Annotated in this window: 21 protein-coding genes, 1 tRNA gene and 1 other annotated feature; of the genes, 3 read left to right on the forward strand and 19 right to left on the reverse strand. The window is 40.8% G+C overall.

From position 1 onward, the window contains the following. Nucleotides 1-41: 41 nt before the first annotated feature. From rfbB to map, 8 genes are all read right to left on the reverse strand, one after another. Nucleotides 42-1,070 (reverse strand): dTDP-glucose 4,6-dehydratase, encoded by a 1,029-nt coding sequence (gene rfbB, locus FFM67_RS00085; RefSeq protein WP_137612645.1) that lies wholly within the window; start codon nucleotides 1,068-1,070, stop codon nucleotides 42-44. A 12-nt stretch (nucleotides 1,071-1,082) separates the two neighbouring features. Continuing rightward, nucleotides 1,083-1,655, reverse strand: coding sequence for a dTDP-4-dehydrorhamnose 3,5-epimerase (gene rfbC, locus FFM67_RS00090; RefSeq protein WP_174784446.1), 573 nt, complete (start codon nucleotides 1,653-1,655; stop codon nucleotides 1,083-1,085). A 10-nt stretch (nucleotides 1,656-1,665) separates the two neighbouring features. Further along, nucleotides 1,666-2,535, reverse strand: a complete 870-nt coding sequence (rfbA, locus tag FFM67_RS00095; RefSeq protein WP_137612647.1) for a glucose-1-phosphate thymidylyltransferase RfbA — start codon at nucleotides 2,533-2,535, stop codon at nucleotides 1,666-1,668. A gap of 108 nt (nucleotides 2,536-2,643) precedes the next feature. Beyond that, nucleotides 2,644-3,381 (reverse strand): glycosyltransferase, encoded by a 738-nt coding sequence (locus tag FFM67_RS00100; RefSeq protein WP_137612648.1) that lies wholly within the window; start codon nucleotides 3,379-3,381, stop codon nucleotides 2,644-2,646. A 15-nt stretch (nucleotides 3,382-3,396) separates the two neighbouring features. Continuing rightward, the gene (locus FFM67_RS00105) at nucleotides 3,397-4,191 is read right to left on the reverse strand and encodes a glycosyltransferase family protein (protein ID WP_137612649.1); all 795 of its coding nucleotides are present in this window, start codon (nucleotides 4,189-4,191) and stop codon (nucleotides 3,397-3,399) included. 15 nt (nucleotides 4,192-4,206) lie between these two features. Next, on the reverse strand, nucleotides 4,207-5,325 hold the full coding sequence (locus FFM67_RS00110) for a glycosyltransferase family 4 protein (protein ID WP_137612650.1): 1,119 nt from the start codon (nucleotides 5,323-5,325) through the stop codon (nucleotides 4,207-4,209). A gap of 89 nt (nucleotides 5,326-5,414) precedes the next feature. Continuing rightward, a complete protein-coding gene (locus tag FFM67_RS00115; protein WP_071860893.1) occupies nucleotides 5,415-6,344 on the reverse strand; it encodes a YihY/virulence factor BrkB family protein in 930 nt (309 codons plus the stop codon). A gap of 15 nt (nucleotides 6,345-6,359) precedes the next feature. Next, on the reverse strand, nucleotides 6,360-7,124 hold the full coding sequence (map, locus tag FFM67_RS00120) for a type I methionyl aminopeptidase (protein ID WP_137612651.1): 765 nt from the start codon (nucleotides 7,122-7,124) through the stop codon (nucleotides 6,360-6,362). Between the two features lie 430 nt (nucleotides 7,125-7,554). On the opposite strand from map, the gene FFM67_RS00125 reads away from it, so the two are divergent. Both FFM67_RS00125 and FFM67_RS00130 read left to right on the forward strand, forming a co-directional pair. Beyond that, a complete protein-coding gene (locus FFM67_RS00125) occupies nucleotides 7,555-7,998 on the forward strand; it encodes a flavodoxin (RefSeq protein WP_071860891.1) in 444 nt (147 codons plus the stop codon). A 153-nt stretch (nucleotides 7,999-8,151) separates the two neighbouring features. Beyond that, nucleotides 8,152-9,390 (forward strand): aminopeptidase, encoded by a 1,239-nt coding sequence (locus FFM67_RS00130; RefSeq protein WP_137612652.1) that lies wholly within the window; start codon nucleotides 8,152-8,154, stop codon nucleotides 9,388-9,390. A 343-nt stretch (nucleotides 9,391-9,733) separates the two neighbouring features. Here the strand turns inward: FFM67_RS00130 and FFM67_RS00135 are convergent, their stop codons facing one another. The 10 genes from FFM67_RS00135 to sfsA form a co-directional block, all read right to left on the reverse strand. Further along, complete coding sequence (locus tag FFM67_RS00135; protein ID WP_137612653.1) at nucleotides 9,734-10,576, reverse strand: cysteine ABC transporter substrate-binding protein; 843 nt, start codon at nucleotides 10,574-10,576, stop codon at nucleotides 9,734-9,736. 24 nt (nucleotides 10,577-10,600) lie between these two features. Beyond that, nucleotides 10,601-11,344, reverse strand: a complete 744-nt coding sequence (locus FFM67_RS00140) for an amino acid ABC transporter ATP-binding protein (RefSeq protein ID WP_371851555.1) — start codon at nucleotides 11,342-11,344, stop codon at nucleotides 10,601-10,603. A 2-nt stretch (nucleotides 11,345-11,346) separates the two neighbouring features. Then, a complete protein-coding gene (locus FFM67_RS00145) occupies nucleotides 11,347-12,015 on the reverse strand; it encodes an amino acid ABC transporter permease (protein ID WP_371851556.1) in 669 nt (222 codons plus the stop codon). Then, nucleotides 12,002-12,661, reverse strand: a complete 660-nt coding sequence (locus tag FFM67_RS00150) for an amino acid ABC transporter permease (protein WP_137612656.1) — start codon at nucleotides 12,659-12,661, stop codon at nucleotides 12,002-12,004. The genes FFM67_RS00145 and FFM67_RS00150 overlap by 14 nt, the downstream gene beginning before the upstream one ends. A gap of 10 nt (nucleotides 12,662-12,671) precedes the next feature. Further along, entirely contained in the window at nucleotides 12,672-13,769 is a 1,098-nt protein-coding gene (locus tag FFM67_RS00155; protein WP_137612657.1) for a PLP-dependent transferase, read from the reverse strand. A 2-nt stretch (nucleotides 13,770-13,771) separates the two neighbouring features. After that, nucleotides 13,772-14,950, reverse strand: a complete 1,179-nt coding sequence (locus tag FFM67_RS00160) for a MalY/PatB family protein (protein ID WP_137612658.1) — start codon at nucleotides 14,948-14,950, stop codon at nucleotides 13,772-13,774. A 53-nt stretch (nucleotides 14,951-15,003) separates the two neighbouring features. Continuing rightward, nucleotides 15,004-15,233, reverse strand: a binding site (T-box leader). Between the two features lie 206 nt (nucleotides 15,234-15,439). Then, nucleotides 15,440-15,513, reverse strand: a tRNA-Arg gene (locus FFM67_RS00165). Between the two features lie 128 nt (nucleotides 15,514-15,641). Then, nucleotides 15,642-16,820, reverse strand: coding sequence for a DEAD/DEAH box helicase (locus FFM67_RS00170; protein WP_137612659.1), 1,179 nt, complete (start codon nucleotides 16,818-16,820; stop codon nucleotides 15,642-15,644). A gap of 8 nt (nucleotides 16,821-16,828) precedes the next feature. Then, nucleotides 16,829-17,830 (reverse strand): Gfo/Idh/MocA family protein, encoded by a 1,002-nt coding sequence (locus tag FFM67_RS00175; protein ID WP_137612660.1) that lies wholly within the window; start codon nucleotides 17,828-17,830, stop codon nucleotides 16,829-16,831. Between the two features lie 14 nt (nucleotides 17,831-17,844). After that, entirely contained in the window at nucleotides 17,845-18,576 is a 732-nt protein-coding gene (gene sfsA / locus FFM67_RS00180; RefSeq protein ID WP_137612661.1) for a DNA/RNA nuclease SfsA, read from the reverse strand. Nucleotides 18,577-18,917: 341 nt separating this feature from the next. Between sfsA and FFM67_RS00185 the strand changes: the two genes are divergently transcribed. Continuing rightward, a complete protein-coding gene (locus FFM67_RS00185; protein WP_137612662.1) occupies nucleotides 18,918-19,298 on the forward strand; it encodes a DUF4828 domain-containing protein in 381 nt (126 codons plus the stop codon). 18 nt (nucleotides 19,299-19,316) lie between these two features. On the opposite strand, the gene FFM67_RS00190 is transcribed toward FFM67_RS00185, so the two are convergent. Next, on the reverse strand, nucleotides 19,317-20,753 hold the full coding sequence (locus FFM67_RS00190) for a glutamate synthase subunit beta (protein WP_137612663.1): 1,437 nt from the start codon (nucleotides 20,751-20,753) through the stop codon (nucleotides 19,317-19,319).

Here is a 20,753-nt window from a genome sequence, read left to right on the forward strand (position 1 = left end):
TGGCAAAAAAGGCAGGTTAGACCTGCCTGATTTAGTTTGGATTATTGGCCGTTTTTGGCGTAATTGGTTTCAACTGCTTCTTTTTCTGCACGCCACCAATCTTCGTGTTCGCTATACCATTTGATCGTATCTTTCATGCCTGCGCGGAAGTTGGTGAACTCTGGGGTCCAGCCTAGTTCTTCACGAAGCTTGGTTGAATCGATAGCGTAACGCAGATCGTGTCCGGCACGATCCTTCACGTGATCGTATGCGTCTTTTGGTTGGCCCATCTCTTCTAAGATGATCTCCATTACGGTCTTATTGTCTTCTTCGCCATCGGCTCCGATTAAATAGGTTTCGCCGATTCTGCCTTTAGTCAAAATTGCCCAAACAGCAGAAGAATGATCATTCGTATGGATCCAGTCACGCACATTTTTGCCATCGCCATAAAGTTTTGGCCGAATACCACTTAGAATATTCGTGATTTGGCGAGGAATAAATTTTTCGATATGTTGATACGGTCCGTAATTGTTGGAGCAGTTTGAGATCGTTGCTTGTAAGCCGAATGAACGGACCCACGCTTTGACTAGCAAATCTGAACCAGCCTTTGTTGATGAATAGGGACTTGAAGGGTTATAAGGTGTTTCGGCTGTGAATTTTTCGCCTTCACCTTCGCCATGTCCAGGCAAATCTTCTCGTAGTGGAAGATCGCCATAAACTTCATCGGTCGATACATGGTGGTAGCGGACGTTGTTTTTACGGCACGCTTCAATCAATGTATAGGTTCCAATAATATTAGTTTGCACAAATGGGAATGGATCTTTCAATGAATTATCATTATGAGATTCTGCTGCGTAGTGTACAACTGCATCCGTCTTTTGGACTAAACGCTCGACTAACTCTGCATCAGCGATATCTCCGACGACTAATTCCACTCGATCTTCAGGTAATCCAGCAAGATTTTCTTTGTTGCCAGCGTATGTTAATTTGTCTAAGACTGTCACGTGGATCTCTGGATGATTATTAACAACATAATGAACGAAGTTTGACCCGATAAAGCCTGCTCCGCCAGTTACGATAATATTTTTCATCTAATTCTCTCCTTAAATCTCACCATATACGAAAGGATTTTCAGCTTCAAATTCTTTCAAGGTTGGTTGTTTCGCGTCTTTTTCTGAAGTAATGGCTTTTTCAATGTCAATAGGCCAATCAATCGCTAAATCTGGATCAGCAAATGAGATGCCTCCATCAGCTTCAGCGTCATAATAATTGTCGCATTTATACATGAAGTTCACATCCGGTGTCAAGGTCACAAAACCATGAGCATAACCACGAGGAACAAGTAATTGACGATGATTGTGTTCTGACAAGATATAGCCTTCCCACTCACCATAAGTTGGGCTGCCTTTTCTAATATCCACGATCACATCAAGTACGGCGCCTGTGACTACTCGAATCAATTTTGTTTGGGCTGATTGGCCTTTTTGAAAATGCAGACCCCGAAGTACACCTGGTTGCGTCGAAAGTGAATGATTGTCCTGAATAAAATCAAAATCAATGCCGGCTGCTTTAAAATCTTCTACTGAAAAGCTTTCCGTAAAGAAGCCGCGATGATCTCCAAATACAGCAGGTTCGATAATTTTTACATCTTTAAGCTTGGTTTCTGTTACTTTAATTTTTCCCATTCTAATCCTCTTCTGCTAAACGTAATAAGTATTGTCCGTATTGATTTTTCTTCAACGGCTGTGCCAATTCAACTAATTGTTCTTTAGTAATATAGCCCATCCGATAAGAAATTTCTTCTAAACAAGCGACTTTCAAGTTTTGACGTTTTTCGATTGTCGAGATAAAGGTCGATGCTTCTAATAATGATTCATGGGTGCCTGTATCTAACCAAGCAAAGCCACGACTCATGACTTCAACAGATAATTTATTGCGTTTCAAATATTCTTTGTTAACGTCGGTGATCTCTAATTCCTCACGTTCAGAAGGTTGAATATTTTTCGCAATCTCTACAACTTCATTGTCATAGAAATACAAACCTGTTACAGCATAATGTGATTTTGGTTGTTCGGGTTTTTCTTCAATGGAAACAGCCCGCATTTCTTCGTCAAATTCTACAACGCCGAAACGTTCTGGGTCGTTGACGTGATAGCCAAAGACAGTCGCGCCTTCGGTTTTCTTAGCCGCCCGTTGCAGCATCCGTGATAAGCCGTCGCCATAATAAATATTATCGCCTAAAACTAAGCAGACGCTATCGTCACCGATAAATTCTTCACCAATGATAAAGGCTTGCGCCAATCCATCAGGGCTTGCTTGAACCGCGTATTCGATGTGGATACCTAATTCATGACCATCACCAAATAGATTTTCAAATCTCGGTGTGTCTTGTGGTGTTGAGATGATCAAGATTTCATTGATTCCCGCTAACATTAAGGTTGACATTGGGTAATAGATCATCGGTTTGTCATAGACTGGCATTAATTGTTTCGACGTTGCTTTGGTTAATGGGTACAAACGAGTTCCACTGCCCCCAGCTAAAATAATTCCTTTCATGGTTACGCTCCTTGTTGAAAATGTAATAGCTTGCTTTATACAAAAGCATCCTTTCAGATGCACACGAACACATTATACCTGATGTTCAGTAGCAGAAGAATCTTTTTGCTATTTTTTTTTGATTTCTTTTATTCTTTTTCTCACCAACTGCAACGCATTCCAACGCCATTTAAATTGTTGAATTCGCGAGGCGGTCGTTTTAATCTCTGAAGCATTCAGACCGTGACGGCGGTAATAGACTAATTGATCTGGGATAAAAACCACACCATGATGATAATCCGCCAACAAGCCGATCCACATATCATGCATCGGCACATCCGGTGGAATCGGTAAAATCGTCGTTTTTAAGTCTGAACGAAAGGCCATCCCCGCTCCAATGTAGCTGCTCTTTAAAAGATTGTGCCAAAAGCCGGCGTGCGTTTTACGCATCGCTTGATAAGACGGCACCAGCACTTCAAAATCGTTGTCTACAATGATCAAGTCGGAAACGACCACTTGGGTTGATGAATTTTCAAAAAACGGCAAGGTCTTTTCAACTTTATCCAGCTGCCAAACATCATCTTGATCACTTAAAAAAATAATCGGGTTGCTACTTTTCTGAATAGCGTTGGCAAAATTACCGATCAAGCCCTGTCCTTGGTTTTGAAAAAGCTTGATTCTAGTATCGGTTTTTTGCAAATCTAATAAAAATTCCCACGTCCCATCAGTTGAATGGTCGTCGGAAATAATCAACTCATCATTAGTAGAAAGCTGTGGGAATATGCTGTTCAGTTGTTCTTCAATAAAGTGGCGTCCATTGTATGTCGCCATACAAACGGAAACCCGCATTGCGGACTGCTTGTGCATACCCTACCTCCCGATTCAGAAAAATTCCCAGCCCCATTTTTGAAAATATTTTCCCATGGACTGTAAAAAAATAAAAAATAATTTGCGGCTCTTAACCGCTCCTCGTTCGTACAAATGAACGACGGAAAATTGTGGGCTGTACAGAGCCTTATAGCCTGCCGCCTCCATTTTACGACATAGATCATTGTCCTCAAAATACATAAAATAGCGCTCATCAAAGCCTTTGATCTGATTGAACTTCGCTAGATCAACCACCATGAAGCTGCCGGAGATCATGCGCACATAGCTATCCTGATCATCTGGCAAATCACGGCATTCAAAGGTTGTTAATCGTTTTTGAAAGCTCTTTTTGACAAACTTAAAGGGAATAAACCGCAATATATAATCAAATACGTCTAAATGATTACGAATCAAATATTGGGTCGTCCCGTCTTGGTTTAAGATTTTCGGTGCCAATAAGCCGCAGTCTGTATGCTGGGCTAGATGAGCAACCATTTTGTTTAAATGATTCTCAGACAAAATAATATCTGGGTTAAAAATAATTCCATAACCTTCGGCAGCTAACAGATTGGCATTGTGGCCGAAGCCAAAGCCTTTATTTTCTGGATAAAAGGTGATCGTCACAAAAGAATAGGCTAGATATTTTTCTAAGCGTTCTCGATAATCTGCTTCAGAAGCATTATCAAAAATTTTAATTTGGATCGCTGAAGCATCACCAATTGTCGTGATCAAGGCATCCAAGCTCATAAAAATCTTATCGCTATTATGGGTCACGATGCTGACAGTCACATCATTCTTTTCATTACTCATAAAGGACGTCAACACTCATTTCTTGAAATATTTGTGCAGCACTTGGCTACGGTATTCTTTGTTTCCGAAAAAGCGGAAGCTCTTAGTAATAAAACTATATTTTTCACTGATTAAACCAATCAGCTCTAGCAAAAAGGCAAAGGCGAAGACCATTGCAATAATCAACACGATCGTTCCAAACCGACTAGTATAGTTCAATAGCAGTGCTACAAAGGAGAATAAGATCGCAATTCCATAAATGGTCAAAACTGCACCACGATGGGTAAAACCTAAGTTTAACAGACGATGATGCAAGTGCTGTTTATCCGCAACAGAGATTGGCATATTCTTGGCTTTCCTTCTGACCATTGCAAAAAAGGTATCCGTTACCGGCACTCCTAGAATGATCAAAGGTGTGATCAATGAGATAAAAGTAACATTTTTCAACCCTTGCAGCGTTAAGACTGCGATCATAAAGCCTAAAAACAAAGCCCCTGTATCCCCCAAATAAATCTTGGCAGGATGGAAATTATATGGAAAGAACCCTAAAATACTTGCAACTAAACAAAAAATTGCTAACGAAATAAAGACTTGCGAAGAATGCAAGAAGAAATAACCGATCACTCCGATCGTCGTCAGCCCAATGATCGAAACACCAGAGGCCAGCCCATCGAGACCATCGATTAAATTCACCGCATTCGTAATCCCGAAAATCCAAAACACTGTCACAGGCAAACTCAACCATTCAAGATTGATTCGGCCAAGTAGAGGCGCCGTAAAAAAGTCAAAGCGGATTCCAGCAAAATAATAAATAATAAGTGCAGCAATTAAAATCCCCAAACTTTTTTGTCGTGGCGTTAGCTCAAATTTGTCATCCAATAATCCTGTGATCACGATGACCAGTCCACCGAGTAAAATTTTGCTGATGTAGCCAAAAGGAATCACACCGCGAAATAAAACAAGGGAAGAAATCGCGAAGGTGATAAAAATAGGCAAGCCGCCAGCACTAGGCATTGGCACTTGATTCATTCGGCGGGCATTGGGATTATCCACTAGTCCAGTCTGGACTGAAATAATTTTAAAAATCGGGGTTAAGATCAACGCGATCAAAAACGTTAAAACGTATTTAATAATCAGCCCGAAGGATACTAACATACTGCCACCTGCCTTTTTTCTAAAAATTATTATAACGGATTGCAGCTTCATTACAAGGTTCTATCTGAAACTTACAAAAAAGCTTGAACTTATTTTTTCTTTCTTTTTTTGATAACGCGTGTTTTTAGTTTGTTAAACCATTTATTGACTCGGTTAGAACCTTCTACCACTTCTTCACCTGTTCGATATTCTTCTAAGGTCACATTCAATACGCCACCTAAAATAATAATCGTCGCAGCAAAATTCAGCCAGAACATCAAGACGATAAAACTTCCGATGATTTGATAACCAGAAACTCGTTGAGCAAACGTTTGCGCGTACAAGCTAAAACCTTGAGCCAGAACAATCCAGCCAACTGTGGCAAAAATCGTCCCTGGAAGTGCATATTTGATCCGGACATGTGCATTTGGAATAACGACATATAAACCGCCTAAAATAACTAATAATCCAATTAAAGTAACTGGCCAGCGCAATGTCAAAAAGGTATCAATAATACCCGGTGAAAAATTCAGTAATTGCTGTAAAGCGTCTAAGATCACTTGTCCCGCACTGAAAAATAAAGCGACAGCAATAATCGCCATCATCAACACACCGACGATCCCCACCGAAACGATCCGGCTAATCACGAAATTTCCGCGGTCCTCCACACCATACGCTCTATTTAACGCCGTTTGGAGGGCATTGATACCGCGACTCGATGACCATAATGCGGCCAAGACCGAGATTGATAGCATTCCTCCCGAAGTATTTTCCAGCAGCCCTGTAATCGCCGGCTTTAGAAAACTAAAAACATTCGGTGGGATTGCTTCACTTAAATATGGCAAGACCGTCTCTGGGGTAACATTAAAATACGGCAGTAAATTTCCAACAATAATTAGTATCGGGAAAAAGGACAGCAACAAATAATAGGCAACTACCACGGAGCGGTCGCCTATTTCTGTTTCTGCCAAATGTTTTTGGATCGATTGGATAAAATCCATTAATTTCTTATTTTCTTTAATCTTATCTATTGGTCCCATAACATCCTCGTCGTCCTAATAAGTTCCTTCTTCACCTTGTGAAGTCAAAATTTTCGGACCTTCTTTAGTAATTGCTAAAGTGTGTTCGTATTGTGCACTCCAACCACCATCTTTGGTGTAAGCTGTCCAGCCATTAGGATCCATCTTCATTTGCCAAACGCCGGTATTAATCATCGGTTCGATGGTGATAACCATGCCTTCTCTTAAACGTAACCCTTTACCTGCTACTCCGTAATGAGGAATTGCTGGCTCTTCATGAATCGTTGGCCCAATGCCATGTCCGACAAAATCACGAACAACTGAAAAGCCTTCGCCTTCAGCATAGGTTTGGATCGCATGACCGATATCTCCGATTCGGTTTCCTACTTGTGCTTGTTCAATCCCTAGATACAACGCTTTTTTGGTGACCTCCATTAAGCGTTCGATCTCAGGTGAAACCTCTCCCACCGCATAAGACCAGCAAGAATCAGACATCGCGCCTTTATATTCCACACACATATCGAGCTTAATCAAATCGCCCTTTTTCAATGGCTTCTTGCGGGGAAATCCATGACAAATTTCGTCGTTGATGCTGCAGCAAGTCGCGTATTCATAGCCTTCAAAACCGATTTGTGCGGCAATTCCGCCGTGACTTTCAATAAAGTCTTTGACAAATTTTTCAATTTCCATACTGGTCACACCAGGTTTAATAAAATCACGTAAATGACGATGTACGTCTGCTAATAATTCGCCAGACTCGTCCATCATTTCGATTTCACGGGGTGATTTTAATGTAATCATGTTCTCGTCTCCTTAAATGTAGTCATTTTTTCTGGTGAAAAAATGAGGTGGATGTTTCTTTCCGTAATGATTTATGTCATTCACCGATTGTCCATTCAGGTTAATTTTTACTTTCTTTCCTGTTAGGAACGGGGTAAAAACTAGACCAACATCCTTTTTTCATCTTGTTTATTTTAACATAACCCTATAAAGCGAACAAATGGTTAGAGAGCAGTCATTTCCTTTTGATTTCTATTTTGATATAATGACCATAAATTTGGCTTAAAGTTACGGATTTCATCTTCTCCCCAATCAAATTCCGAAAGCAATTTGATTCTTCCTGAAATGGAGAAAAAAGTGGGTTTCATTGGATGAGACACGGGACAAAGACCAAACTATTTTTTCTATCAGAAAAAATAATACATGGACATAAAGCAAGGAGGAATTTTTTTTGACAGTAGCAAAAATCGTTTATGCCAGCATGACGGGAAATACCGAAGAGATCGCCGACATCGTGGCCGAAGCTTTTGAAAATTTAAATATTGACGTAGAAATCGACGAATGCACACAAGTCGAAGCGGAGGATTTTGAAGACGCTGATATTTGTGTCGTTGCAACCTATACTTATGGTGAAGGCGATTTGCCAGACGAGATCGAAGACTTTTATGAGGACCTAAAAGAACTGGACCTTACTGGAAAAATATTTGGGGTCTGCGGTTCTGGCGATACCTTCTACGATCAATACTGCAAATCGGTCGATGACTTTGACGCCGTCTTCGAAAAAATCGGCGCGACTCGCGGAGCGGATAGTGTAAAAGTCGAGATGGCAGCTGAAGAAGAAGACATTGAAAACTTAGAAGCCTTCGCGAAAAAAATCGCCGATGCAGCTTCGTAAAATACTATTTGGGGATGAGCTCGTTGTTGCTCATCCTTTTTTATTAACTAAACTTCGTTGTCAAAGAAGGAAACATTTTATTCCTTGGAGACTCTTTCTTTTGAGAAAACGTAAGAAATGCTATGATAGTTCTAACGAAATGGAGGGGTTGAAATGACGTTACCTAATTTTGAAACATTGTTAAAAAAATACGCCCATTTAATTACAAAGGTTGGTGTGAATATCCAAAAAGATGATACGGTTGTTGTCTATGCCAGTGTGGAACAAGCTGAGCTTGCCCGACTAGTAACAAAAGAAGCCTATCAACTTGGTGCTGCAGAAGTGATCCTACAATGGAACGATGACACCGTTCAACGAGCATTTTTAAGTCATGCGGCAGAAGATCGGATTATGGAAGTGCCGGCTTATAAAGTCGATGAAGCCAACGTGTTTGCGGAAAAACGCGTGACCCGAATCAGTATCGTTTCACAAAATCCCGATGCATTATTAGGTGTAGACACAAATCGGGTCGCAGCTTACCAAGCCGCACGAGGAAAAGCCTTGCAAGCTGTCATGGAAGCGACGCAATCCAATAAATTGCGTTGGACCGTGGTTGCGGCAGCTAGTCCAGCTTGGGCCAGCAAAGTTTTTCCCGATCTTTCTTCAAGTGAAGAACAAGTAGATACACTTTGGGATGAGATTTTTAAAACCACACGAATCTACGCCGAGGATCCCGTTGCAGCTTGGGAAGAACACGACGCAGCGATGCGCAAGCAAGCCGAGCGCTTGAATAAGGAACAATTTTCGGCGTTGCATTACACAGCGTCAGGAACAGATCTCACGATCGGCTTACCAGAAAATCATGTCTGGGAAGGTGCTGGCAGTTTTGCGGCAGATGGTAACGAATTTATGGCCAATATGCCAACTGAAGAAGTCTTCACCGCTCCGGATCGCAATCGAGTGGACGGCTATATCACTAGCACCAAACCACTAAGTTATGCGGGAACAACGCTTAACGAAATGAAATTCACCTTCAAAGACGGCGAAGTCGTGGAATTTTCTGCTAAGGACGGCGCGGATGTCTTAGCTTCTTTATTAGACATTGACGAAGGGGCCAAACATCTAGGCGAAGTCGCTCTTGTACCAGATCCTTCACCGATTTCACAATCAGGGATCACTTTCTTCAATACCTTGTTCGATGAAAATGCTTCAAATCATTTGGCGCTTGGTGCAGCCTATCCATTCAGCGTCGAGGGCGGGACAGAAATGACGAAAGCCGAGTTAGCCGCTGCCGGCTTAAACAGCAGCCAGACCCATGTCGACTTCATGGTCGGTTCTAATCAAATGGATATCGACGGGATTCGTAAAGATGGCTCTAAAGTACCAATCTTTAAAAATGGTGATTGGGCTTAAAAAAGCTACCAGCATTATTTTTTAACAACAATTTATTTCTTTGTCCAGTAGAGTAGCAAATTGTTCTATATTAATAGCATCATAAACTTTTACTGGTAAAAATCATCTTTTCTACCAGTATTTTGGCGACATTCTTTCCTAGAGTACATACTAGTATTTTGGTATTTATTCATCTTTTTTACAAGCTACACATGTCCAACAAATGGTCATTGTGGTTCTCCTAAAGGCTTGATTTGAAACTAAAAAGAACTTGAGCAATAGTTTTTTCAATCTGTAGTGACCCCGAAAGTTAGATTTTTTGTCTAACTTTTTGGGGCACTGCAGTCACGTGCTCGAGTTCCTTTTAGTTGGTTTTAGTAATTATTACATCACTTGGTTTAACATCCTCGCCAAAGAATGGTTTCAAGGTTTCATTATAAGCTTTTTCAAAGAAACCTTCCTTGTTCAATTTTTTGATATCTTTATTCACCCATTTTAAAAGTGACTTATTCCCTTTTTTAATACCTGGGTTGATGGTTGACACTTCCCCGACTTCTTTGATTCCCACTGTATAATCTGGATTCTCCTTAGTCCAAGCATAGAGATAGGTATTGTCATCAGCTAAAGCTTGTGCACGTCCATCGGTTAATGCTTGAAATTGTTGACTTTTAGATTCATATTTTTCTAAATTAACATCTGGATATTTCTTCGTAAAATATGTTTCAGCAGTTGTTCCTTTAGTTACAATCAATTTCTTATCATTCAATTGTTTCGCTTTAGTTATCTCTGCATTTTTTGGTGATACAACGCCAATACCAACTTTCATATAAGGTGAAGCGAAGTCAACGACTCGTTTACGCTCAGGTGTTTTGGTAAAGTTTGCTAAAACTAAATCCACTTTATTAGATTTTAGCGCGTCTACTCGTTCTTCCGCGTTGACGACGGTAAATTGAATTTTAGTTTCATCACCTAATAGGTCTTTGGCTAATCGTTTAGCTAAATAAATATCATATCCTTGATTGTTGCCCTTGGCATCCAAGTATCCATATGGCGATAAATCGCCAAAGACGGCTACTTTCAAAGTTCCACGTTTTTTGATGGCACTGACCGACGATGGATTACTCTCAGCATGGACGGTCTTCGGTGTAAAACTTGCTGCTAAACCAATTGCTAAGATTGCTAAAATGCCTACCCATATTTTTTTCATTTTATTTCCCACTCTCTTTTTTTATTATAGATTTGCGAAGTCTAAACTTCGCAAAAATTGATACGCTCGTTCTGTTTCTGGTGCTTCAAAAAATTGTTTTGTAGCTCCTTCTTCTACAATTTGACCCTCCGCCATAAAAATGATGCGATCACTAACTAGCCGTGCAAACTCCATTTCATGAGTAACAATCAATAGTGTTTTATCTGTCTTCGCCAATTCTAAAATGACTTCCAAAACTTCACGAACATTTTCTGGATCTAAGGAGGCTGTTACTTCATCAAAAAGCATCAATTCAGGATTCATACACAAACTGCGCACAATCGCGACCCGCTGTTTTTGTCCACCTGATAATTCACGGGGATAACTATCAATCTGTTCTTTTAGACCGACGCGCGTCAACCATTCTATCGCTTGTAGTTGAACTTCCTTCTTAGCCCGTTTTTGAACTTTTACAGGACTGATTGTCACATTTTCTAGAACAGTTTGATTAGGAAAAAGGTCGTAACTTTGAAAAACCATCCCAATTTTTGGCCGTAGTTGTTGCCAACTTTTTTCAGTCTGTTTAACCAATTGCCCATTAAATAAGATTGTGCCAGAAGTAGTTGATTCCAGGCCATTCAAACAACGCAGTAAAGTACTTTTGCCACTACCAGACGGTCCTAAAAGTGCTACAACTTCTCCAGCTTGAACACTCAGATTAATAGATTGTAAAACTGATTTCGTCCCATAATTTTTTACTAAATCCTTCGTCTCAATAATTGTCGTCACCTTTACACCGCCCTTTTTTCTAATTTCTGCGCCCATCGACTTAAGGGATAACATATAATAAAATATAAGCCGAAAATAAATCCATATACCCAAAGACTTATACTTGAAACTTTTACTGTGTAATGCTCAATAATTTGAGTTCCTACACGAATCATTTCTGTTACCCCGATCATCATTAGCAAACTCGTTGTTTTTATCACGCGAGTAACTAAATTAATCGTTGCGGGCAAAACTGATTGGACACTTTGAGGAGCCAAAATGTAATAAAATTGTTGCCAACCAGTAAAACCTAATGCTTTTCCAATCTCAACTTGACTCTTTGGCACGCTTTGTAGGCCGCTACGAACCAGATCGCTCATCTCAGCTGAGATCCATAACACAAAGACCAAAATCGAAACCGCTTGATTAGAAATATCTTTATTCAATGCTTCAGGTAATAAATAGTAGAAGACGAATAATAGAGCTAGCAATGGCACAATGCGAAAAAGCTCTAGATAAAGTCGAAAAAACATACGGATCAGCGGATTTTTACTCGTGCGAATTAACCCAAATAAAATGCCCAGCATTAAACCAATCATGAGAGAAATCGCTGAAAGCTTAATGACCTCTAACATACCTCCCATTAGACGATTAAAATTATTTCCATCAAACAAAATATTAAAGCCCTGCATTAGCAACCCTCGCTCTCCTTTCCAGCCAATAGACGATAACGACCAATGGTAAAATCAAAATCATATAACTGATGACTAACATTAATAGAAATTCCTTGGTCAGATAATACATTCCAATTAAGTCCTTGGTTACATTGGTTAAATCCATTATTGAAATCGCACTAAAAACTGAGGTCTCCTTTAATAAAAAGATACAATTAGCACCAACACTTGGAATAGAAAGAGGTAATCCTTGTGGTAAAATCACGAGCGTTGTTAACTGAAAAGCATCAAAGCCTAACGATTTCCCCGATTCAATTTGGACCGTTGGCACATACTCAAAACTTGCACGTAAGGCTTCCGCCATATACGCTCCTCCCAAAAATGATAATCCGATAATTGCGGCAGTATATTTTCCTATTGGTATACCAACTTTAGGTAATCCATAATATAGAAAGAATAATTGGATCAACAATGGTGTATTTCGCGAAAGTTCAATATAAGCCTTTGTTACTGGGTTCAAATAAGGAATCTCAAAATAGCGGATCAGTGCAATTAGAAATCCTATCAGTAAGGCTGAAATAATCCCGGCTAATCCTAGGACCAAGGTAACTTTCAAACCCTTTAGGTATAATGGAATACTTTCGTTGATTGCTCCTACGTCCATCAAGCTCCTCCTAATCGAACACGGTTAACGCTTGTTCTAAATCCGTAATTAAATCATCACTATCTTCAATTCCAACAGACAGCCGAAGTAAATCTGATGTCAATCCGTAAGACTCACGTAGTACTTGCGGGATATCAGCATGCGTTTGAGTAGTTGGATAGGTAATTAAACTTTCAACACCTCCTAAACTTTCAGCAAACGTAATCACCTTTAATTTTGCTAAAAATGGTGCTATTCTTTGTTCGTCTTTCACGTAAAAACTGATCATACCGCCCTTTCCTGGATAAGCAATCCTTTTAAGACTAGGATGTTGTTCTAATCTTTTAACAATCTTTTGAGCACTTTCTTCTTGGCGATTAAATCGCAACGGAAATGTTTTTAGACTGCGAATAAATAGCCAACAATCAAAGCTAGATAGTGTGGGACCTGTCGTATTCGCTATCCAAGCAATCCTTTCGCCTAAATCCGGTTCCTTTGCTACTACAACACCGGCCAGTACATCATTATGCCCAGTTAAATATTTCGTGCCCGAATGAATGACTACATCAGCACCTAGATCCAACGGCTTTTGTCTTAAAGGTGTCAAAAAGGTATTGTCTACAATTAATTGAGTCTTCGTATCTTTAAGGAGTTGGCTCACTTTCTTAATATCAATCTCATTCATCAATGGATTCGTTGGTGTTTCTAAAAAAACAGCCGTAATTGCACTATCGTACTGAGCTTTTAAACTAACAAAATCATCAAAGTAGCGAAATTTGGCAATCCCCTTTTCCTCTAGATCGTTGAAAAAACGAAATGTTCCACCATAAAGATCACGGGAAACCAAAAATTTACTACCACTTTCAAATAATTGAAAAACTAACTGAATCGCGCTCATTCCAGAACTAGTAACCACTGCCCGGGCTCCATTTTCTAGTCTGGCTAACCCAGTTTCTAAAATATCACGAGTCGGATTTTTCGTCCGAGTGTAATCATATCCCGTGCTTTGACCCAGTTTTGGATGAGAGTAAGTTGTTGATAAATAAATCGGGGAACTAATTGCCCCTGTCGTTTGGTCGGCTTTGTTTCCTAATTGAGCTAAATCAGTTGAAATTTTTAATTTACACATATCTATCTTCCTTTCATAGCAGCAATCAGACGATCACAAGCAATTTGAATATTTAGAGGAGAGGTGGCTAGATTTAATCGTATGAAAGATTTCGCAGTGGCCGAGAACCATTCACCATAATCGACAGCCAGCCTAGCTTGTTCTTGAACGAACTCTTTTACCTCACTAGCTGGAATCAGGGCTGTCAAGTCTAGCCATAGCAAGTAAGTTCCTTCTAGTTCAATGATTCTAATTTGTGGCAAATTTTTAGTTAATTTTTTTTTAGCCAGTGTGTAATTGTATTCAACTACCGATAATAACCCTTGAAGCCAATCATCCCCGGTTTCATAAGCAGTTTTAGCTGCTAGTTGTCCTAATGAGCTATTTTCTGTTTGCCGATGGGCTTGTGACCACGCACTATATTGTTTTCGCTTCTCGACATTTGGAATCCAAACGTGAGAAGTTAGTAAAGAAGCTAGGTTAAACGTTTTTGATGGTGCATTACAAACAATCAAATTTTCTAAAGATGCTGCTTCGGCTACCGTGATTGTCGAAGTAAAGGGCTTAAAAACCAAGTCAGAATGAATTTCATCGGCAATGACTAGAACACCATATTGATTACAAAGCGTTAAGACCCTTCTAAGCTCTTCTTCACTCCACACACGCCCGACCGGATTATGAGGTGAGCAGAGAATAAATACTTTTACTTGTTCTGTTAGTAGTTTGTTTTCAAAATCAACTAGATCCATTTGATAATGACTATCTTTTTGGATCAGCTCTGAAGTCACCAGCTTACGTTTTTGATCTTTAATGGCATTAAAGAAGGGGTAATATACCGGGGGCTGAATCAATATACTATCCCCAACTTCCGTAAAACAAGCAACCAAATCATACAATGATTGCACGACACCTGTGGAAAAAGACAACCAATTTGCTTGAAATGGTGTTTTTTCATGACGTTTTTGCCACCCTTCGTACGCTTCAAAGTAATCATCTGGCACAATCGAATAGCCAAAAATGCCGTGACGAATTCGCGTTTCTAAAGCTGCTACCACAGGTTTAGGCGTTTTAAATTCTGTATCTGCTACCCACAACGGCAAGAGTTCTGAATCCCCATATCGCTCGTCTAAAGCATCCCATTTCAGTGAATTTGTTTGTTTGCGCTCTATTGCGTAATCATTAATAAATTGATCGATTTCCATGCTCTTCCTTCTTTCTTGAAACAAAAAAAAGCCGCCCTTTGCCAATAAATTGACAAAGGGACGACAAATGCGCGTTACCACCCTTATTTATGTTGTCTTTACAGAGCAACACCTCGACAGTTCCAATTGAAACTCGGTACGCTAACGGGTACTTCCGTCTAAACAGCGTAAACCGTTTAGAAAACTCAGAGCTCATCTTCACTTTTTTCTGACTGTCCTCTTTTTCACCAACCGAGGTCTCTGTAACAGCTTTGAAAGCTACTCTTCTCTTCAACATCTTTTTTATTATTAATTGAATTATAATCTCGATTTCGTTTTTGTCAACATTTTTTAATGTTATTTTTGTAATAATGTGCTAAATCGAAGAATACAGTTGTCAAATTCAGATCCAGCGCTTGTCCACAAGTAAACTTTTGCTAAACCATTTTTTAAAGTTGACCAAAAAAAACCAAAAACCTAATGAACAGTGGTTTTTGGCAGATTTAATAATGTTCCCGACTGGAATCGAACCAGCGACCTATCGCTTAGGAGGCGATCGCTCTATCCTACTGAGCTACGAGAACGTGCTTGATATGAATCTCTATTATTGTAGCGATTTTAACTTATTTTCGCAAGCGCCGTCGAAGATTTAATAAGTCTATTTTATAATTAAGATTTTTCATTGCTGATCAAATCAAAAAAAGGAAAAGACTTATTTTCGTCTTTTCCCTTTGCTTTTCTTTGGTTTCTTCTTTTTTGGATCAGCTTGTCTTACTGGCTCTTCCGTCAATAATTCGCCGCCATATAAATAAATCGGTGCCAGTTGAAGCGCCAATTTTTTAGCGATCTTCGTTAAGTCCGCCTTCTCCTGCGGGCTAACCAATGTGATTACGACTCCCGCTTGCCCCATTCGGCCCACACGACCCGCTCGATGCAGATAGCTTTCTTCACTTAACGGCACGTCTACATTGATAACAAACGGCAGCGACTCGATGTCTAAGCCGCGGCTTGCCAAATCGGTGGTCAATAAGCCTTGTGCCTGCTGTTTTTTAAATTGTTCAATCGCGTTTTTACGAGCGATTTTTGACTGATCTGAAGCTAGACTAACAACTGGCAATTGATGAAAGGCTAATTTTTCTTCACCACTGCCCATATCACTTAGCTGATTGAAAAAGATCATGCCCCAAAATTCCGGCAAATTCAATAAACGACGCAATTGATCCACTTTCTTACGATCCGTCGTTTCTAAATAGAAATGTTGAACTTCGCCTTGACTCTTGTCTTCTTTAGAAACATCTACCACTTCTAAGTCCGTTTCAAGTTTTTTCAATTCATCCAGAACGACATCCGCCGTAGCAGAAAAATATAAGCGTTGCGCCTGATTATCGGCGGCTTTCATGATTTTTTGGATCAGCTGCAAGCTTTGTCCTTGGATCAATTGATCGACTTCATCAAAGACTAGCGTTTTGATATTGGCCGCCTTGATTTTTTTGGCGGTGATTAACTCTAATACTCGTCCTGGCGTACCAATCAGCACTTCCGGCTTCTTCTTTAAGGCTTCTTGCTGGCGTTTGACATTGGCTCCGCCGATTAAAGGCTGCGCCTTCATGCCTGATCCCGCCAACCATTTACGGGCGACTTCCACGACTTGCATCGCCAGTTCCTGTGATGACGTCAAAACCAGGATTTGACTAGCTACACCGACTTCTAATTGGTTAAGTAAGGGCAATAAGTAAGCTAGGGTCTTGCCGCTTCCGGTGGGGGCGATCCCGACTAAATTTTTTCCTTCGGTGATGGGTGAAAAGACTTTATTTTGGATCAATGCTGGCTGTTGAAATCCAGCTTCTGTCCAATTCTTTTGTAAAAATGGCACAAATGTTTGACTATCCATAATTTCCTCTATTTCGCGTCGGCATCAAAAACGATGCCTGCACTTTTTCTCATATCATACAACACTTGGTTGACATTGCGGGCCAATTCCACCCACTCTTCATAATTCGTTCCTAATGTTCGATCCGTTGGGTTCAAAATTACTTCAGCAAACGCCGCCGCTTCTTCAACCATTGGATTTTCTACCCGCTGCACACTTAATTTTATTTTTCGCTGATGATCACGGTCATGGAAGACGGCTTCATCGATAGAGTGAATCGCGTCCAGTACTAACGTCCCATTACTTAAATAGATCTCTGCTGGTTGATAGCTGTCACTAATTTTCCCCGTACGAATGGTCACATCAAATTCTTCGTAACGCAAAATTCCCGTGCCGATTCCATCAACATCCGTTTGAATTTTTTTTGCAAAATACAAGCTCTCATTAGGCATCCCAAACCAAGCTAGTGCCGCATAAATCGGGTATACGCCTAAATCGACTAAGGCTCCGCCAGAAAAATGAGGGGAAAAGATATTTGGTTCTTCGCCGTCTAAGACTTGATCATACCGTGAAGAATACTTCATGAAACTAAAATCCGCACCGATCGTTCGATCCTTTAACGGCAGAAAATCAGCGATGGTTTTAAAGGCCTGCTCATGAATATTACGGGCTGCCTCAAAAAAGAAAACCCGTTGCTGATTCGCCAGTTCGATGATTTCGTCCATTTCTTGCGGCGTGGAAAAGGCGGGTTTTTCAACGATGATATTTTTTCCCGCTAAAATAGCCTGCTTCGCTTGTTCAAAGTGCAGACTATTTGGCGATGCGATATACACCGTATCAACATGCTGGATCGCAAAAAAAGTAACCAAATCCGTCGCATATTCCACATCTCCATAGTTTTCGCCAAATTTTTGAGCGGTCTCTAAACGTCGTGAGTAAACCGCCGCAAGCTGGTAGCTGCCAGTTTGGTGAGCAGCTTGGACAAATTGGTCCGTAATCCAGTTGGTACCGATAATTCCTAAATTGATCATACTTGTTCCACCTTTCATTGATTAGGGTCAATAAATTTTTGTGTTAAATCAAAAGGAACTGCCTGTTTGATTGAAATACTTTGTTGATCTACGTCACAATTATACGCTAAAACCGTGACGCCGTCTGCCAATGCCCCCTCCACCGCAGAATACAGTGCCGGCTGCATATGACGATGAATCGTCGCTCGTGAAACCGTTGGGAACTGTACGACAAATAAAACATAACTATGATAGCCCATCGCCTGTGCGACCCGCAGTTCTTCCACATGCTTTAAGCCTCGCAAAGTCGGTGCATCCGGAAATGCGCCGATGCCCTGATTTTCCAGCGTCATCCCTTTGACTTCCACAAAGCCTTTTTCTTGTTGATCGGTCTCAAAATAAATATCAAATTTTGAGTGCTCAAACGTATATTCACGTTTCAGAAAGGTGATGGCGCCGCGCAAGCCTGGCAGCACAATTTTTCCAGCTAAAATTCCTTCAGCTGCTAAGACGTTGGGAATCTGAGAATCAATGTTGATCCACATCTCGCCTTTTCGTACCGCGACTAAATCATAGGCGGTCTTACGCTTGACCGAGGGCTGATGATTGACCGCGACCAACGCATCCGTTAAAAATAATTCCTTGTTCCGGCCCGTGTTTTTGACGTGAGTGATAATTTCTTCTCCCGTCTCAATCAAGCGACAACGGGCAATAAATCGATTGCTTCTTTCAATAAAGCTTGCTAAATGGATCTCTGAGTAATTCATTTTATCTAAATCCTTCTAAAAAAAGTTAAATAGTCCTTAAGCCTGATGGAAAGATCACGGACTTTATTATATAGTATAACAAACAAGATGTGAACGACGCTTGTTTCGCTTTACATCAGGTAATTATACGCTATTTAATTAAAAAAATTATTTATTTGTGGATGTTTAGCCGAATGGCATCAGACTTAAAGTGAGCCATTTTTAAATTTGTGTACTAAGATTGAGAAAGGATGCCAGTTCTTCTTTCTGCTTTAGCAGATTAGCAGAATGGTATACGGCTCGAAAATAGAGCAAATTTTTTTAAAATTTGTACATTAAGATTGAGAAAGGAGTTTTTTTTGATGAGATTAAAGTGGCCTTTTTTTCTAACCTCTCTTGGGATTGCGGCGGCAGGAGCGAAGCTAGCGCGCAGGCATGAAACGCAGGAGCTGAATAGCTTGTACGTCGGTTCTTGGGAATTTTCTCATCCCCACGAGAAAAGACTCCACACAATCACGATTTATCCTGATCTATCGATTATTTTAGATGGCAGTGCCATCATTTACCAGCTGATTGAGTTAAGTGAACAAAAACTAGCGATCCAAGATCAATTTGGTTACCATTTAATCATCAAGACTAAAAATGGAACCCCAGATACTTTGTACGATGAACTAGATGATATTTCTCTGACACTTGTACCAACAACGCTCAATCTGCCAAAAAAAGGTGTACCGATGCAATAATCGGCACACCTTTTTTGTTTACTGATAGATCAACGTCCGTAGCATTTGATCGACGTTTTCTGCAGCTTTACGGCCTTCACGAATACCCCAAATTACCAAGCTTGGTCCTCTTCTAGCATCACCAGCCACATAGACTTTTTCATTGTTAGTCGTGTAATCTTCGTAGATTTCTTGCACATCAAAAGCATCTAACAAGCTTTTCTCTGCGCCGGTAAAGCCCATCGCCAATAAAACTAAATCAGCCTTTAAAACTTGCTCCGTTCCAGCTACTGGTTGGAAACGATTGTTGACTTTTGTCGTTTCGATGGCAATTACTTGTCCCCGTTCGGCTCCGACAAAGGCAGTCGTTGAGGTGTTGTAATAAGTCAATTCCTTATTTCCCAGCAGGCCTTCTTCCTGACCATAGCCTGTGCGATCCACCATCGAGTATTCCGGCCACGGATTATTTGCTGTCCGTTCAGGCTGTAATTGTGGCGTGATCTCCAACTGCTTAACAGAAGCCGCACCTTGACGAATCGCGGAACCAATACAGTCATTCCCGGTATCGCCGCCGCCAATGACTACAACGTGCTTACCTGCCAGTTTTTTACTGGTGGCCTCTTTGCCATGCTTCAGCACATCTTTCGTACAATCCGTCAAATAATCCACCGCAAACTGAATACCATGTAACTCGCGGCCTTTGATTTTCAAATCTCGTGGCACACTAGCACCACTAGCAACAATCACGCGATCGTATTTTCCCTGTAGTTCTTCTGCCGTAACGTCGACACCGACTTCGGTATTCAGCACAAAGGTGATTCCTACCGCTTCCATCACATCGATTCGACGTTGTACGATGTCTTTATCAAGCTTCATGTTTGGAATACCATACATCAGTAATCCTCCGGCACGATCGCTACGTTCATACACGGTTACTTGATGACCTAGCTGATTTAAACGCCATGCGGCTGAAAGCCCCGCAGGCCCGGAACCAATCACCGCAACGGTAAAATTGGTTCGTTCCACCGGCATGCCGTCTGCTTTGACCCAATCCTGCTCAAAGGCATTATCAATAATAAAGCGCTCATTGTCATGAATCGCAACTCCAGCTCCGTTCAAGCCCTCGGTACAGGATTTCTCACAAGGTGCTGGGCAAACCCGTCCCGTCATTTCAGGCAACGGATTGGTCTTAGCTAACCGCTCAAAAGCATTTTTAAAATCCCCGCGATAAACGAAGTCGTTCCATTCAGGAATCAAATTATCGTTGGGACAACCTGAGACCGCGCGTTTGCCCCCGTAAAAGATCCCGGTATGGCAAAAGGGAATGCCACAGTTCATACAACGAGCTGCTTGCTCTTGCCGCTCTTCCACACTTAAAGGAGTTTGCAGCTCTTGCCAATCCTTGACCCGTTCTTCTACCGGACGATAGGGATTATCCTTCCGGGCATATTTTAAAAATCCAAATGGATCCGCCAT

Origin of the sequence: Enterococcus viikkiensis, from assembly GCF_005405345.1 — a bacterium.
In the GTDB taxonomy this organism is placed as follows: Bacteria; Bacillota; Bacilli; order Lactobacillales; family Enterococcaceae; genus Enterococcus_A; species Enterococcus_A viikkiensis.

Bases quoted from the DNA above. Each gene is read 5' to 3' on its own strand.
- FFM67_RS00145 (WP_371851556.1), bottom strand. From the start codon at position 12,015: ATGCAGGGCTTTAATATTTTGTTTGATGGAAATAATTTTAATCGTCTA.
- FFM67_RS00175 (WP_137612660.1), bottom strand. From the start codon at position 17,830: ATGATCAATTTAGGAATTATCGGTACCAACTGGATTACGGACCAATTT.
- FFM67_RS00110 (WP_137612650.1), bottom strand. From the start codon at position 5,325: ATGTTAGTATCCTTCGGGCTGATTATTAAATACGTTTTAACGTTTTTG.
- FFM67_RS00170 (WP_137612659.1), bottom strand. From the start codon at position 16,820: ATGGATAGTCAAACATTTGTGCCATTTTTACAAAAGAATTGGACAGAA.
- FFM67_RS00130 (WP_137612652.1), top strand. From the start codon at position 8,152: ATGACGTTACCTAATTTTGAAACATTGTTAAAAAAATACGCCCATTTA.
- FFM67_RS00190 (WP_137612663.1), bottom strand. From the start codon at position 20,753: ATGGCGGATCCATTTGGATTTTTAAAATATGCCCGGAAGGATAATCCC.
- rfbB (WP_137612645.1), bottom strand. From the start codon at position 1,070: ATGAAAAATATTATCGTAACTGGCGGAGCAGGCTTTATCGGGTCAAAC.
- FFM67_RS00135 (WP_137612653.1), bottom strand. From the start codon at position 10,576: ATGAAAAAAATATGGGTAGGCATTTTAGCAATCTTAGCAATTGGTTTA.
- FFM67_RS00155 (WP_137612657.1), bottom strand. From the start codon at position 13,769: ATGTGTAAATTAAAAATTTCAACTGATTTAGCTCAATTAGGAAACAAA.
- FFM67_RS00100 (WP_137612648.1), bottom strand. From the start codon at position 3,381: ATGCACAAGCAGTCCGCAATGCGGGTTTCCGTTTGTATGGCGACATAC.
- FFM67_RS00105 (WP_137612649.1), bottom strand. From the start codon at position 4,191: ATGAGTAATGAAAAGAATGATGTGACTGTCAGCATCGTGACCCATAAT.
- FFM67_RS00115 (WP_071860893.1), bottom strand. From the start codon at position 6,344: ATGGGACCAATAGATAAGATTAAAGAAAATAAGAAATTAATGGATTTT.
- rfbA (WP_137612647.1), bottom strand. From the start codon at position 2,535: ATGAAAGGAATTATTTTAGCTGGGGGCAGTGGAACTCGTTTGTACCCA.
- FFM67_RS00150 (WP_137612656.1), bottom strand. From the start codon at position 12,661: ATGGACGTAGGAGCAATCAACGAAAGTATTCCATTATACCTAAAGGGT.
- FFM67_RS00185 (WP_137612662.1), top strand. From the start codon at position 18,918: ATGAGATTAAAGTGGCCTTTTTTTCTAACCTCTCTTGGGATTGCGGCG.
- FFM67_RS00160 (WP_137612658.1), bottom strand. From the start codon at position 14,950: ATGGAAATCGATCAATTTATTAATGATTACGCAATAGAGCGCAAACAA.
- sfsA (WP_137612661.1), bottom strand. From the start codon at position 18,576: ATGAATTACTCAGAGATCCATTTAGCAAGCTTTATTGAAAGAAGCAAT.
- map (WP_137612651.1), bottom strand. From the start codon at position 7,124: ATGATTACATTAAAATCACCCCGTGAAATCGAAATGATGGACGAGTCT.